12 protein-coding genes are annotated in these 14,664 nt (G+C 68.7%); 3 read left to right on the forward strand and 9 right to left on the reverse strand.

The window, feature by feature from the left end; all coding sequences use genetic code 11:
- Positions 1-69: 69 nt before the first annotated feature.
- From AC5P5W_RS02185 to AC5P5W_RS02195, 3 genes are read right to left on the reverse strand one after another with little or no spacing between them, the layout of a single operon-like run.
- Entirely contained in the window at positions 70-1,509 is a 1,440-nt protein-coding gene (locus tag AC5P5W_RS02185) for a TolC family protein (RefSeq protein WP_126411883.1), read from the reverse strand.
- Positions 1,506-3,464, reverse strand: a complete 1,959-nt coding sequence (locus tag AC5P5W_RS02190) for a MacB family efflux pump subunit (protein WP_126411884.1) — start codon at positions 3,462-3,464, stop codon at positions 1,506-1,508. Before AC5P5W_RS02190 ends, AC5P5W_RS02185 begins: the two co-directional genes overlap by 4 nt.
- A complete protein-coding gene (locus tag AC5P5W_RS02195; RefSeq protein WP_014646531.1) occupies positions 3,461-4,702 on the reverse strand; it encodes an efflux RND transporter periplasmic adaptor subunit in 1,242 nt (413 codons plus the stop codon). The genes AC5P5W_RS02190 and AC5P5W_RS02195 overlap by 4 nt, the downstream gene beginning before the upstream one ends.
- A gap of 204 nt (positions 4,703-4,906) precedes the next feature.
- Here AC5P5W_RS02195 and AC5P5W_RS02200 point away from each other — a divergent pair, with 204 nt between their 5' ends.
- The 3 genes from AC5P5W_RS02200 (at position 4,907) to AC5P5W_RS02210 (ending at position 10,254) form a co-directional block, all read left to right on the forward strand.
- On the forward strand, positions 4,907-5,635 hold the full coding sequence (locus AC5P5W_RS02200; RefSeq protein WP_041863210.1) for a response regulator: 729 nt from the start codon (positions 4,907-4,909) through the stop codon (positions 5,633-5,635).
- A 6-nt stretch (positions 5,636-5,641) separates the two neighbouring features.
- Positions 5,642-7,051, forward strand: a complete 1,410-nt coding sequence (locus tag AC5P5W_RS02205) for an ATP-binding protein (RefSeq protein WP_032956880.1) — start codon at positions 5,642-5,644, stop codon at positions 7,049-7,051.
- A gap of 176 nt (positions 7,052-7,227) precedes the next feature.
- Complete coding sequence (locus tag AC5P5W_RS02210; protein ID WP_053495256.1) at positions 7,228-10,254, forward strand: ligand-binding sensor domain-containing diguanylate cyclase; 3,027 nt, start codon at positions 7,228-7,230, stop codon at positions 10,252-10,254.
- Positions 10,255-10,416: 162 nt separating this feature from the next.
- Here the strand turns inward: AC5P5W_RS02210 and rnt are convergent, their stop codons facing one another.
- The 6 genes from rnt to phoU all read right to left on the reverse strand — a co-directional run bounded on the left by rnt (position 10,417) and on the right by phoU (position 14,653).
- On the reverse strand, positions 10,417-11,067 hold the full coding sequence (rnt, locus tag AC5P5W_RS02215; protein WP_032956522.1) for a ribonuclease T: 651 nt from the start codon (positions 11,065-11,067) through the stop codon (positions 10,417-10,419).
- 131 nt (positions 11,068-11,198) lie between these two features.
- On the reverse strand, positions 11,199-11,720 hold the full coding sequence (locus AC5P5W_RS02220; RefSeq protein ID WP_032956524.1) for an HvfX family Cu-binding RiPP maturation protein: 522 nt from the start codon (positions 11,718-11,720) through the stop codon (positions 11,199-11,201).
- 24 nt (positions 11,721-11,744) lie between these two features.
- Positions 11,745-12,500, reverse strand: coding sequence for an HvfC family RiPP maturation protein (locus AC5P5W_RS02225; protein ID WP_069117332.1), 756 nt, complete (start codon positions 12,498-12,500; stop codon positions 11,745-11,747).
- Complete coding sequence (locus AC5P5W_RS02230; protein ID WP_197574751.1) at positions 12,493-13,368, reverse strand: HvfB family MNIO-type RiPP peptide maturase; 876 nt, start codon at positions 13,366-13,368, stop codon at positions 12,493-12,495. Before AC5P5W_RS02230 ends, AC5P5W_RS02225 begins: the two co-directional genes overlap by 8 nt.
- Positions 13,355-13,708: an HvfA family oxazolone/thioamide-modified RiPP metallophore gene (locus AC5P5W_RS02235; protein WP_014646537.1), complete on the reverse strand. Its 354-nt coding sequence runs from the start codon at positions 13,706-13,708 to the stop codon at positions 13,355-13,357. Before AC5P5W_RS02235 ends, AC5P5W_RS02230 begins: the two co-directional genes overlap by 14 nt.
- Before the next feature lie 237 nt (positions 13,709-13,945).
- On the reverse strand, positions 13,946-14,653 hold the full coding sequence (gene phoU / locus AC5P5W_RS02240; protein ID WP_005408787.1) for a phosphate signaling complex protein PhoU: 708 nt from the start codon (positions 14,651-14,653) through the stop codon (positions 13,946-13,948).
- Between the last annotated feature and the right edge of the window lie 11 nt (positions 14,654-14,664).

A 14,664-nucleotide genomic window follows, 5' to 3' on the forward strand; every position in this document is an offset into this window, starting at 1 on the left:
CGCGATGTGATCGGGGTCAGATTCCTTTTCCAATGGGAAAAGGGATCTGACCCCGTTTCATGTCCCGCCTCACCCCGCGCTGCCGCCCAACGCCTTGAACAGCGTCACGTCGTTGTTGAGCTGGCCCTGGCGCGCGCGTGCCAGCGACAGTTCGGCATCACGCCGGGTCTGCTGCGCTTCCAGCCAGGTGCGCAGATCGGTGGCACCCACGCGGTAACGCACTTCCTGCGCGCGTTCCACTTCCACCGCTTCGTCGTATGAAGCCTGCGAGGCCGCCACCTGGCGCGCCAGCTGCTCGCGCGCCGACAGTGCGTTGTCCACTTCCGAGAGCGCGGTATACAGCGTCTTGCGGAAGTTGCTGGCGGCGATCTGGTAGGCGATGCCGGCGATATCGGTATCCAGCTGCGCACGCTGCAGGTTGAGGAACGGCAGCGACAGGCCGGCGCCCAGCGTGGCCACCGGGTTGCGCAGTACATCGCCCAGCGAGGTCGCGCTGGAACCGAGGCTGCCGGTCAGGCTCAGCGCAGGGTAGTACTGGGTGGCGGTGACCTTGATGGTCTTCAGGCTGTTGCGCAGGCGAAGTTCGGCCGCGCGCAGATCGGGGCGGCGGCCGAGCAGATCGGTCGGCAGGCCTTCGCTGATGGCTGGGCTGCGTGCGCCCAGCAGGTCCTGTGGTTCGTCCTGCTGGGGCCAGGGCGTGCCGTCCAGCAGCACGGTCAGCGCATTGCGCACCTCCACCCGCTGCTGTTCCAGCGCGCTCTGCGAGGACCGCTGCGACTGCAGGTTCTGCAGTGCCTGGCGCACTTCCAGGCGCGATACCGCACCGGCGTCGAAGCGGGCCTGCACCAGTTCGCGGGTGCGTTCCAGGCGCTCCAGGTTGGCCTGGCCGGTGGCGATCGACTGGTTGAGGTAGGCCAGGTTCCAGTACTGGGTGATGGTGTCGCTGATCACCAGCAGCGCGGTGTTCTGCCGATCTTCCTCGCTGGCCTCGGCTTCCCAGCGGGCGATGTCGCGCTGGGTGCGCAGGCGGCCCCACAGGTCCACTTCCCAACCCAGCGAGACGCCGGTGGAATAGCTGCGGCGCCAATCATCAGACTGGTCGGTGGCGCGGCTGGCGCTGCCGCTCACGCCGGATGACGAGGGCTGCGGCCACAGTGCGTTGCTGGCCAGGCCGGCCTGCAGGCGCGAACGCTGCACGGCCAGGCCGGCGGCGGCCAGATCGCTGTTGGCGGCCAGCGCCTGCGCCACCAGGCGGTCCAGGCGTTCATCGCCGAAGCCGGTCCACCAGGTGTCCTGGCGGATGTCGCGGCCCGGTGTATCCAGGCTGCTGCGCGGGTCATCGGCTGGCGCGTTGAGGGTGGCATCGCCACGTCCGTACTGCGCCGCCACGGCCGGGTCGTGCACCGGGTAGCGGCCGACCGACGCGCAGCCGGACAGGGCGAGTAGAACGGCACCGGCCAGCAGCAGGTGCCGGGGAGCGGGGAAGGGCAGTCGGGTCATCATCTTCATTCGCGGGCCAGGGCCTCCACCGGGTCGAGCTGCGCGGCGTTGCGCGCTGGCAGGAAGCCGAACGCAACGCCGATCAGGGTCGAGCAGGCAAACGCGGCGACGATCGAGGCGGTGGAGAACAGCACCTGGAAGTCGCTGGCGAAGCGGCCGATCATCGAGCCCAGCAGCAGGGCCAGGCCGATACCGAGCACGCCGCCGAGCAGGCAGACCAGCACCGCTTCGATCAGGAACTGCTGGCGGATATCACTCTGCCGTGCGCCGACGGCCATGCGCACCCCGATCTCGCGGGTGCGCTCGGTCACCGATACCAGCATGATGTTCATCACGCCGATGCCACCGACCAGCAACGCGATGGCGGCGATGGCACCGATCAGCAGGGTCATCGTGCGCGTGGTCTGCTCGATGGTCTCGCGGATCTCGGCGCTGTTGCTGAGGAAGAAATCCTCGGTGCCATGGCGCAGGGTCAGCAGGCGGGTGATCGCTTCCTGCGCGGCGTCCATCGGCGTGTCATCGTCCACGCGCACGGTGATGCTGGACACGTGGCTCTGGCCGAGCATGCGCGACATCACCGTGGTGTACGGCACCCACACGCTGAGGCTGGTGCTGCCGCCGAAGCCGAAACTCTGCCGCTTGGCCACGCCGACCACGCGCGCCGGCACGTTGCCGAGCAGGATCACCTGGCCGACCGGGTCGACATCGGGAAAGAACTGGGACTGGGTGTTCTCGTCGATCACCGCCACCTGGCCCAGGCCCTTGACCGCATCGGCATCGAAGAAGCTGCCGCTGAGCAGGGTCACGCCCTTGACCCGGAAGAACTGCTCGCCAACGCCGCTGACCTGGGCGGTGGACGACTGGTTGCGGTAACGCGCGGTGACCGAAGTCGATACGCTGGGGGTGGCGCTGTCCACGTAGCTCTGCCTTGCCAGTGCATCGGCATCGCTGGCCTTGAGCGTCTGTACGCGTGCCGAGCGCATGTCGCCGAAACCGCGGCCGGGATAGACGTCGATGGTATTGGTGCCGAGCGCGCTGATGTTCTGCAGGATCTGCTGCTGGGAGCCATTGCCCAGCGCCACCACCGAGACCACCGAGGCGATGCCGATGATGATGCCGAGCATGGTCAGGAAGGTTCGCAGCCGATGTGCGTTCATCGCCAGCAGCGCCATGCGGAACGCCTCGGTGAAGCGGTCGCGCGCGGCCCGCCAGCTGTTGCCGCGGGCGACGCCGGTACTGGCCTCGCGCTGCGCACGGTAGGTCGGCGCATTCGGGTTGGCGCGGTCGGCGATGATCTCGCCATCGCGGATTTCGATGATGCGCTGCGCGTGCTCGGCCACGCTCATGTCGTGGGTGACGATGATGATGGTGTGGCCTTCGGCATGCAGTTCGCCGAGGATCGCCATCACTTCCTCGCCGGATTTCGTGTCCAGCGCGCCGGTCGGTTCGTCGGCCAGGATCACCTCGCCGCCGTTCATCAGGGCGCGTGCGATCGACACGCGCTGCTGCTGGCCACCGGACAGCTGGCCCGGCTTGTGATGCATGCGGTCGCTCAGGCCCAGCCGCTGCAGCAGTTGCTCGGCACGCGCGTTGCGCACCGGGCCGGGGCTGCCGGCGTACACCGCCGGCACTTCCACGTTGCCGCGCGCATCCAGGTCGCCGAGCAGGTGGTAGCGCTGGAAGATGAAACCGAAATGCTCGCGGCGCAGTTCGGCCAGTTCGTCCGGTTGCATCTTCCCGGTTTCGCGGCTGGCCACCTGGTAGCTGCCACGGCTGGGACGATCGAGGCAGCCGAGGATGTTCATCAGCGTCGACTTGCCCGAGCCGGACTGGCCGACGATGGCCACCATCTCACCGGCGTGGATGTCGAGATTGACGTCGCGCAGCACGGCGATCACATCATCGCCGGCCGGGAATTCACGTCGCAGGTCGCGCAGGCGCAGCAGCGGCGCCGTCGTGCTCATCGGCGCCCCATGCCCGGGCCGCCAACCCGCATCTGCATGCCGCCGCGGTTGCCGCCGCCGGCGCTGGCACCGGCCGCACCCGCTTCGCCGACCACCACGCGCTCGCCTTCCTTCAGCCCGGACAGGATCTCGGCCGAGGCGCCATTGTTGATGCCCACCGTGACCTTGCGCGGCTGCGGCTGGCCCTTGTCGTCCAGCACCCGCACCATGCGCTCGTCGCCACGGCGCTTCGGCCCCAGCGCCACTGCCGGCACCATCAGCACGCCCTTGGCCTGCTTGAGCAGCACCGAGACCTGCGCGGTCATGTCGATGCGCAGCGTGCCATCCGGGTTCTCCACGTCGAACAGCGCGTTGTAGTAGACCGCGCTGCTGGAACTGGAACTGGAGGAGCTGCTGGAGCTGGATGAATTCTCGTTGGCGATCGAGGCTGGCGCCGGATTGATCTGGCGCAGCGTGGCGTGGTACTTGCGGTCCGGGTCGCCGAGCGTGGTGAAGTACACCGGCATGCCGGCCTTGATCTTGACCACGTCGGCCTCGGAGATCTCCGCATTGACGGTCACCACGTCCAGCCGCGCCAGCATGACGATGGTCGGCGCGGTCTGGTTGGCGTTCACCGTGCGGCCTTCCTCCGCCACCACCGCCACCACGGTGCCGTCCATCGGCGCGGTGATGCGGGTGTAGGCCAGGTTGGCGCGGGCGGTGCCCAGCTCGGTTTCGCGGCCCTTGATCTGCGCCTCGTAGGACTGCAGCTGGGCACGGGCGGTCTTCAGCTGCGCCTCGGCGGCATCGTATTCCTGGCGCGAGGTGGCCTCGGCGGCTAGCATCTGCTGCTGGCGCGCGAATTCCAGTTCGGCCTGGCGCAGGGTGGCCTGCTGGACGGCGCGCTGGGCGGTGACCTGGTCCAGCGAGGCCTGCGCGTTGAGCACCTGGTTCTGCTGGGTGGTGGCGTCGATCTCGGCAATCAGGTCGCCTTCCTTCACGGTGTCGCCCAGCTGCACCTTCAGCGACTTGATCTGGCCCGAGGCCTGCGCACCGACGCTGACCAGCTTGTAGGCATCGATCACGCCGGTGGCGTCCACCGTCTGCTCGATGTCACCGCGGCTGACCGGCGAGGTGGCCACCGCCGGCGCGGCGGGCTTGCGCAGCAGCCACCAGGCGGTGGCGGCGACGATCAGGGCAAGCAGGGCGATCAGTATCAGGCGACTCCGGCGTGTCGCGGGCAGCAGGCGGAACGTCACGTCGTGGCTTCACTCTCGGGGCCGCGCGTGCGGCGTTGGCGGGCATTGTGAAGACCGGGCGATGGACGGCTCAATCCTCGGGGTATGTCTGTATGTAACACTGTCGGTGAATACGCGTAACCACAGGTATCCCGCCCGTGGGTGGATACACTGGTACGCATTGCCCCGGATGCGGTTCAGCTGCCGACACGGGATGATCGCGACATGGAGACTGAAAACCCGATGCATCGACTGCTGATCGTCGACGACGACAACGACATCCGCACGCTGCTGGCCGAGCAGCTCGGCCGCGCCGGTTACCTGGTGAGCACGGCGGCCGATGGCACCGCCATGCGCCAGCTGCTGGACCGCGAGCACGTGGACCTGATCGTGCTCGACCTCAACCTGCCGCGCGAGGATGGCCTGACCCTGTGCCGTGACCTGCGTGCGCGTTCGAACACGCCGGTGATCATGCTGACCGCACGCGCCGAGCCGATCGATCGCGTGCTGGGGCTGGAAATGGGCGCCGATGACTACCTGGCCAAGCCGTTCGAACCGCGCGAGCTGCTGGCACGCATCCGCAACGTGCTGCGCCGGACCGAGGCGCTGCCGGCCAACCTGGAGCCGCTGGCGGTGCGCCGTGCGCGCTTCTCGCGCTGGGTGTTCGACTTGGAACATCGCCACCTGGTCGATCCGGATGATCGCGTGGTGGTGCTGTCCGGCGCCGAGTTCCGCCTGCTGCGGGTGTTCATCGCGCACGCCAACAAGGTGCTGTCGCGCGAGCAGCTGGTCGCGCTCAGCAGTGGCCGCAACTACGAGGCACAGGACCGCGCGATCGACCTGCAGGTCAGCCGCCTGCGCAACAAGCTGGGCGACGACGGTGGCCCGGACGGACTGATCAAGACCGTGCGCAACGAGGGCTACGTGCTGGCCTCCGCGGTCAACCTGGAATAAGCCGCGATGAAGCGCCTGCGCCATTTCCTGTCCTCGATGGTCGGGCGGTTGTTCGTGATCCTGTTGCTGGGCATGGCGGTGGCTGCGATCGGCGCGACCATGCTGGCCACTTCCAAGCGCCAGCAGGAGTTCGAGCGGCAGAACCTGAACCGCATCGCCGACCGCCTGCAGGGCTACGTCAACCTGCTGGACGGCAATCCGGAGCTGCGCGAGCGCCTGCTGGCGATCGGCGGGCCGAGCGTGCGCGCGCTGCAGCCCGGAGCCCGCCTCGGGCGTGCCGACACGGCGCTGATGGAAGTGCTGGAAGACCGCCCCGGACCGGTGTCGCGCGCGCATGTGCACTTCGCTTCGTTCCGCTCCTGCATTCCCAAGCTGCAGGACCTGCTGCCGCCGCCACCGCCGGGTCACCGGCGGCCGCCGCGCGAACGCGACCCGGCGTTCATCCCGCCCAAGTGCCGCGCGGTGGACGTGACCCTCAACGACGGCACGCTGCTGAAACTGGCGCTGGACTCGCCGGCGGTGGCGCACAACGGCATCCTCGCCGTGGACCCGTGGTTCCTGACCCTGCTGGTGCTGGCGATTGCCGTGCTGGCCTATATCGTTGCGCGCATGGCCAGTGCGCCACTGCAGGAACTGGCCGCCGCTGCCGAGGATCTCGGCGACGATCTGCAGCGCGACCCGTTGCCACTGCGCGGGCCGCGTGAAGTGCAGCGCGCCGCCGAAGCCTTCAACGCCATGCAGCATCGCCTGCAGCGGCACCTGGCCGAACGCACGCAGATGCTGGCGGCGATCACCCATGACCTGCAGACGCCGCTGACCCGGTTGCGCCTACGCCTGGAGAATGTCAGCGACGAAGCCCTGCGCGAGCGCCTGATCGGTGACCTGGCGGCGATGCAGGCGCTGGTGCGCGAGGGCCTGGAACTGGCCCGCAGTGCCGAGAGTGCCGAGCAGCGCGCCGCACTCGACCTGGATTCACTGCTGGAGAGCATCGTCGAGGACACCGCCGAAGGCGGCGCCGACGTGGTCTTCGAGGGGGGCAGTGGTTCGGTGCTGATGCTGCGTCCGCTGGCCATGCACCGCCTGTTCTCCAACCTGGTGGACAACGCGGTGATGTACGCGCAGCGGGCGCGGGTACGGGTCGAGCGCAGCGGCGGTGCGATCACCGTAGTGGTGGCCGATGACGGCCCCGGCCTGGCCGAAGAGCAGCTGGAGGCGGTGTTCGATCCGTTCGTGCGGGTGGAAACCTCGCGTTCGCGCCAGACCGGCGGGGCCGGCCTGGGCCTGACCATCGCCCGCGCCCTGGCCGAGAAGGACGGCGCGCGGCTGTGGCTGCGCAACCGGGCCGAAGGTGGCCTGGAGGCGGTGGTGCAGTGGCCGGCCAGTGCCCAGGTGGTGGCGCCCGGCCGCGCCGGCTGAGCCGGCGGGCCGCGGACGGTGACGCCGGGGCCGGGGTTTGGCCTATCATCTGCCCATCTCCCCAGTCTCCCCTCGATGAGCCAGCCCGTTCCCGCCGGCATGCCAGTGCGCGCTGCCCGGCTGTTCCCGCACGCTGCCGCGCCCTGCAGCCGCACCTGGCCGCCGCTGCTGCGGTGATGGGCGGGCAGGGGGACGAGGGGCGCTGGGTGGAGCGCCGCGCATCAGGATTCAGGCGGGCACTGCGGCAGGGCCTGCTGTGGTTGCTGCTGGCCCTCGCGCTGCCGCTGGCGGCACAGGAGGGCGCGCCCCCGCTGCGCGACTACGCCATCGACGTATGGACCTCGCGCAACGGCCTGCCGCACAACTCGCTGCGCGACATCGCACAGACGCCGGAGGGCCATCTGTGGTTCGCCACCTGGGAAGGGCTGGTGCGCTACAACGGACTGGACTTCACCGTGTTCGACCGCAGTACGCGCCCGGGCCTGCGCGACAACGGCATCGGCGCACTGTTCGTCGACCGCCAGGGCGGGCTGTGGATCAGCGATTCGCGCGGCAACGTCAGCCACCGCGGCAGCGACGGCCAATGGCGGGTCTGGGAGCACCAGGCCGGTACACCGCAGGTGCTGATCCAGTCCATGCAGATGGACAGCCAGGGCCGGCTGTGGCTGCTGTACGAAGGCAAGGGCATCGGCTACCTGACGCCGGATGCCGGCATCGTCTACCAGGCACCGGCGGCGGACCTGCCGATGGCGATGAGCTTCACCAAGCTGGTGGTCGATGCACAGGACCGGGTATGGGTCGGCACGCTCGACGGGCTGGTGCTGCGCGACAACGACGGCGTGCTCAAGCGCGCGCCCGCCGCGTGGGGGCTGGGCGCCGGCAGCGGCCTGTCGTGGCCGTACCGGGCACCGGATGGCGCGCTGTGGATCGTCGCCGGCGAGCGCCTGTACCGGGTGGAGGACGACGAGCTGGTGCTGGTGCACCGCCTGCCGGGCCAGCTGCACATGACCTCGATGCTGCAGGACCGGCATGGCGATCTGTGGCTGGGTACCGAGAACCAGGGCCTGCTGCGCATTTCCGCCCATGGCCTGGAGCGGCTGCCGGCCGGCCTGAACCTGCCGGGCGGACGCGTGGTCAGCCTGCGCGAGGATGCCGAAGGCAGCATCTGGGTGGGAGCCAATGGGGGCCTGTACCGCCTGCGCGAAACACTGTTCAGCAGCTTCACCGAGCGCGATGGGCTCAGTGGCGACTACGTGCGCACGGTGTTCGAGGATCGCGACCGCCAGCTGTGGGTCGGCAGCGCCAGCGGCCTTGACCTCCAGACCCGCGACGGTCGTTTCCGCGCGGTGCCGCTGCACAACCGCGGCGGCAAGGCGCCCTCGGTACTGAGCCTGGCACAGGGGCCGGACGGTGACCTGTGGGTGGGAACCTTCGGCGACGGCGTTTACCGGCTGGGTCGCGATGGGGGCCTGCGCCACAACTATGCGGCGGCTGACGGCATGCCGGGCGGCAACATCCGTGCGATCACCGTTGACCCGCAGGGCGTGGTCTGGGCCGGCACGCAGAAGGGCGTGGTGCGCATCGACGGCGACCGGGTGCAGGTCTCGAACGTGCCGGGCATGCCCGGCGGCCTGATCACCGCGCTCGAGCATGACCACCAGGGCAACCTGTGGATCGGCACCATCGAAGGCATCCGCGTGCTGCGTGGCGACCACGTGCAGTCGATCGACCTGGCCCCGCTGGGGGGCGGCCGCAGCGTGTTCGGTTTCCACCAGCTGGGCGATGCGATGTGGATCAGCAGTGATCGTGGCCTGTACCGCTGGCGCAACGGTGCGCTGGCGCGGGTCGGCCTGGAGCAGGGCATGCCGGTGGACGCGGTGTTCCAGCTGGTGCCGGACCGCCTCGGCAATGTCTGGATCAGCAGCAACCGTGGTGTGCTGCGCACCGACATGGCCACCCTCAATGCGGTGGCCGATGGCCGCACGCCGCGGGTGGTGCTGGAGCGCTACAACGAGATCGACGGCATGGCCAATGCACAGGCCAATGGCAGCTCCAGTCCATCGGCGATCCTGCGCCAGGATGGCACGTTCTGGGTGGTCACCGCCGGTGGCCTGAGCACGGTCGACCCGCAACGCCTGCAGCGTTTCCGCGAGCGGCCATCGCCGCCGGCGGCGATCGAGAGCGTGCAGGTGGATGGTGCGCCGGTGCACTGGGAGGGACCGGATCGCAATTACATTCCCGGTGGCCGCCGGTTGGCGGTGAGCTATGTCGGCCTGAGCTACCTGATGTCCGACCGGATCCGCTACCGCACGCGGCTGGACGGCCTCGATGCCGGCTGGGTCGAGCGTGGCCCGCAGCGCAGCGTCGAGTTCGTTGGCCTGCCGCCGGGCGACTACACCCTGCATGTGGCTGCGGCGCATCCGGGCGGCAGCTGGGGCCAACAGGAGGCGGTGTGGAGCTTCAGCGTCGAGCCGTTCTGGTGGCAGCGGCGCAGCGTGCAGGCGCTGGGCGGGCTGTTGCTGCTGGCCGGCCTGGTGGCACTGTACCGCCTGCTGCTGCAGCAGCTGAAGGCCAGCAACCTGCGCCTGGCGCGGCGGGTGGACGACGCGACCTTCGACCTGCAGGCCAAGACCGTGCACCTGCAGGCGCTGAACCAGGAAAAGACCGAGCTGGCCGAACGCTTGGCGCGCCAGGCCGAAGCCTTCGAGCGCCAGGCCCGTGAGGATGCGCTGACCGGGCTGGCCAACCGCCGCGGCTTCGACGAGACGCTGGCGCGTGACTTCGCCCGTTCGCAGCGCAGTGGTCATCCACTGTGCCTGGTGGTGCTGGACATCGACCATTTCAAGGACGTCAACGACCGCCACAGCCACAGCATCGGCGATGCCGTGCTGGTGCAGGTGGCGACGCTGATCGCAGCCGCCAGCCGCGACTCCGACCTGCCGGCGCGAACCGGCGGCGAAGAGTTCGCGCTGCTGCTCAATGACACCCGCCTGGAGGAAGCCGCGCAGCTGTGCGCGCGCCTGCGCGGCCTGTTCCATGACCACCCCGACTGGGCCGGTGTGGAAGGCCTGCGCGTGACCTTCAGTGCGGGGCTGGTGGAGCTGGATGCCGACGACCGCACCCCGGCGCTGCTGTACCAGCGCGCCGACCGCGCGCTGTACCGCGCCAAGAGCGACGGCCGCGATCGCACGAGCATTGGTTGATCGCATCCACGCATGGCGTGGATCTACTGTGCGGCGATTGATTCGCCACCATGCATCGATGGAACGACGTCGGCCTGTAGAGTCGAGCCGTGCTCGACCACCGCGCGGCAGCGCGGAAAAAGGTGCAGCCGAGCATGGCTCGGCTCTACAGAAAGCGCTTTCTTACCGCGGCCAGGCGTTGGCGATGGTGCAGAACAGCCGCGCGGTCTGCTCGGTGTCATATACCGCGCTGTGCGCTTCATTCGCATCCCAACCCAGCCCGGCGGCAGTGGCCGCACGCGCCAGCACGGTCTGGCCGTAGGCGATACCGGCCAGGGTGACCGTGTCGAACACGCTGAACGGATGGAACGGGTTGCGCTTGTGGCCGGTCCGCGCCACGGCCGCGTTGACGAAGCCGAGGTCGAAATGGGCATTGTGGCCAACCAGGATCGCGCGCTGGCAGCCGTACTTCTTCATCGCCGCACGCACCGGAGTGAAGATGTGGTCCAACGCCGCTTTTTCTTCCTTGGCCAGCCGGAACGGATGGTCGAGGATGATGCCGGTCACTTCCAGCGACTTCGGGTCGATCTCCAGGCCCTCGGCCGGGACCACGTGGGCACTGGCGGTCTGGCCGGGGTAGAGCAGGCCGTTCTCGTCCATCTCGATCGGCACCGCAGCGATTTCCAGCAGCGCGTTGCGCTGGCTGTCGAAGCCGCCGGTTTCGACATCCACCACCACCGGCAGGAAGCCGCGGAAGCGTTGTGACATCGCGCGCTGCGCCTGGGGAAGTGCGGAATCGGGAACGGCGGCAGGTGCGGGGATGGGGTCAGTCATGCGTGAATTCTATCAGAGCGGCCCTGAGCGCCCGGCCACGCAGCCCATGCCAGCCACCGTGGTGGCACGAACGCAGAACCCGGTAGGTGCCAACCTTGGTTGGCACATGACGCGCCGACCAAGGTCGGCATCTACCGAACCGCTGGCCGCGCAGGTGTGGCCGAGGGAGACCACCGCGCCAACCAGGCGTCCACGCTCAGCTTGCCGGCGCCGGTGAAGATCAGCGGCAGCAGCATGGCCATGAACAGCACCGGCAGCTTGAAGTTGCCGAAGCCCTGGTCGCTGATCGCATAGCCCATGGCCAGGTCGGCCAGCGAGTTCCACTCCATCGGCCAATGCACCGCATAGGTGGCCACCACGGTCAGCACCAGCAGGCTCGCGGCGGCGAAACGGGTGCCGAAACCGAACAGCAGGCAGGCCGCCCCGAGCAGTTCGAACCAGGTCGCCAGTTGCCAGTTCAGGGTGGCCGGCAACTGGTCGAACGGGAATGGAAAGGCGTCCTGCAGGTCGGCGAACCAGTTCTGGCCGCGCAGCTTCTCGCGGCCGGATTCGAAGAATTCCCAGGCCAGCAGCAGGCGCAGGCCGAGCGGGGCCAACCAGGGGGCGAGACGGTCCAGCTGGTCACGCGCGGCGGCCAGGGTCGGAAGGTTCATCAGGGGATCTCCGCAAATGGGGTGTCAGGGCGGGGCGGTGAGCGGGCCGATCACGCCGGCCTGCAGGAACTGCCGCAGCAGCGCGGCACCGGGGCCGGCCAGCGCGTCTTCGGCCAGCCCATGCGTGGTGGCGAGGCGTTGCAGGTACGTACGGCCTTCCAGCCCAGGCTGTTCACCGATGCTGGACAGCAGGTGCACCGCCAAGGGGCTGAGCGCGGCGAATCGCACTTCACCGTCGGCTTCGCGGCGGACCAGCAGGCCGGTGGGTTCTGGGAGGGGCTGGGTCGGCGCATCCTCTGCACCGAGACGGTGCACCGGCCACTGGTACAGCAGCGGCCACGCCAGCGGCGAACGCTGCAGCGGCACCCGCAGCGGATCGACATCGCCAGGCGCAGGAAGTGGCTCGGCCTGCAACTGGTACAGCGCGGTTTCCACCCACTCGTAGTGGGCCAGTTCGGCCAGCGCCGGGTGCGGCAGCTGCGACTGTGCCTGCAGCCACTGCACGAACTCGGCGGCCAGCTCGGTGAACAGGGGGGTCTGGCAGCGATGGGTGGCGAAGTAGTGGCGCACCAGCGCGCTCCATGCCGGTTCGCCGAGCAGGCGGACGCAGACCGGGAAACCGTTGCTCAGGAGCCCGAGCAGGTTGTTGAACAGCAGGTGCTGGTACACCGCCAACCGGCGTGCATCCAGGCCGGCCGGTGCCGGCACCGCCTGTGGATCGCGCAGGTGCGCGGTGAACGCGTGCTGCTGCGCGCGCAGGGTGTCGATAGCGTCAGCCATGTGCAGCCCCGGCGTGTGCGGCCTGCAGGCGGCGGATGGTCTGCAGTTCGCCCTGCAGTTCCGCATAGGGCGGGAAATTGAAATCGCGTTCGAGCAGGGTGGGGCGTGGGCCGATGCGAGCATAGGTACGCGCCAGCAACTCCCAGACCGGATCAATCACCGCGCTGCCATGGGTATCGATCTTCAGGTCGGGTGCCTCGTCCAGGTGCCCGGCCACGTGCAGGCAGACGATGCGCTGCGCGGGCAGGCCGGCGATGAAGGCATCGGCATCGTAGCCGTGGTTGCAGGCGTTGACGTAGACGTTGTTGACGTCCAGCAGCAGGTCGCAGTCGGCTTCGGCGAGCACCGCATTGGTGAACGCCAGCTCGTCCATCGCCGGTTCCGGCGCCAGGTAGTAGGACACGTTCTCCACCGCGATGCGGCGGCCGAGCAGGTCCTGCACGCGGCGGATGCGCTGCGCGGTATGGCGCACGGCTTCGTCGGTGAAGGGGATCGGCAGCAGGTCGTACAGGTGGCCGTCGTCGCTGCAGTAGCTCAGGTGCTCGCTGTACAGCGGCACGCGGTGCTTTTCGAGGAACCGGCCGACCTGCTCCAGCAGCGGGGTGTCCAGGGCGGCACTGCCGCCCAGCGACAGCGACAGGCCGTGGCAGCTCAGCGGATGGCGGTGTGCCAGTTCGGCCAGGGCATCACCGGCCGGGCCGCCGACATGGATCCAGTTCTCCGGCGCGCATTCCAGGAAGTCGAAGTCGCCTGCCGGAGCGTCACGCAGATCCTGCAGCAGCGCCCGGCGCAGGCCCAACCCTGCAGCCGCCGCGCGAAGCGGCGACTGCGGGTGGACGAGGCTGGCGCGGACGTCAGTGCTTTCCACCGCACTTGCCTTCGCCGCACTTGCCTTCAGCCGACTTCGTGTCGCCGGTCTTGGCCTTGGCGCCCGCTGCGCCGGCAGCCTTGCCCTTGTCGGCACCGCACTTGCCTTCGCCGGTCTTGCCGTCGGCACCACACTTGCCTTCGGCGTGCTTGGTCGCGTCGGCTGCCATCTTGGTATCGGCGGCCTTGGCATCGGTGCTGGCCTTGGCTGCCTGGCCGGCCACCAGGTAGCCCTGGGCGAGGTCGCTCATGCTCAGCGCCGAGGCGCTGGCGGTCATGCCCAGGCCGGCGGCCAGGGCGGTAGCGGTCAGCAGGGACAGGGTCTTGTTGGAACTGCTCATCGGTCTTACTCCTGGGTGGTGGGCAGGTGCCCGGGGTGAATCGATGGTGCAGCGATCCTACTCAACGAATCCTCGCCAAGAACTCAAATTTTCGTGAGATCTGTTACAGAAGCATCCGGCAGGTCCGCACCGGGCACGCGTGGCGCCCACAATGCGGATGAAACACCCCAAAAAAGAAGGCCGCTGTCACCAGGACAGCGGCCACCTTGGAGTCGACTCCGGTGTTGCAGTGCAGCGTCAGGGCTGGCCGGTGCTGGAGGTCTCGTCGCGCTTTTCACGCGGTGGCAGCGGCTGCTCGCCATGCACCAGGAACCATACGTTCTCGGCGATGTTGGTGGCGTGGTCGCCCACGCGCTCCAGGTTCTTGGCCATGAACAGCAGGTGCGTGCACGGGGTGATGTTGCGCGGGTCTTCCATCATGTAGGTCAGCAGCTCGCGGAACAGCGCGGTGTACTGCGCGTCCAGGCGGGCGTCGTCCTCACGCAGTTCCAGCGCGGCATCAGCATCGTTGTCGCGGTAGGCGGCAATGGCACGCCGGACCTGCTGCGCGGCCAGGCGGCCCAGTGCACGCAGGCCCTGGATCTGCGGCAGCGGCGGCACCTTGCCCAGCGCGATCGAGCGCTTGGCGACGTTGGCAGCGTAGTCACCGATGCGCTCGATGTCGGCCGGAATGCGCAGGCCGGCAAGGATCTCGCGCAGGTCGCGCGCCATCGGGCCACGCAGCGCCAGGCGCATCACGTCGTGGCTGATCTGCTGTTCCAGCGCATCGATCGCCTCGTCGTTGGCGATGATGCGATGGGCAGCGTTCTCGTCGCGCTTCTCGATCACGTCCATCGACGCTTCGAGCTGGGCGACGGCCATCTCGCCCATGCGCACGATCTCGGCCACCAGGCGCTGCTGCTCTTCGTCGTAGCTCTTGACGATGTGGTCGTTGGGAAGGTTCATGGTTGTTCCAC

This window comes from Stenotrophomonas sp. YJH_SMC_123 (assembly GCF_059368215.1).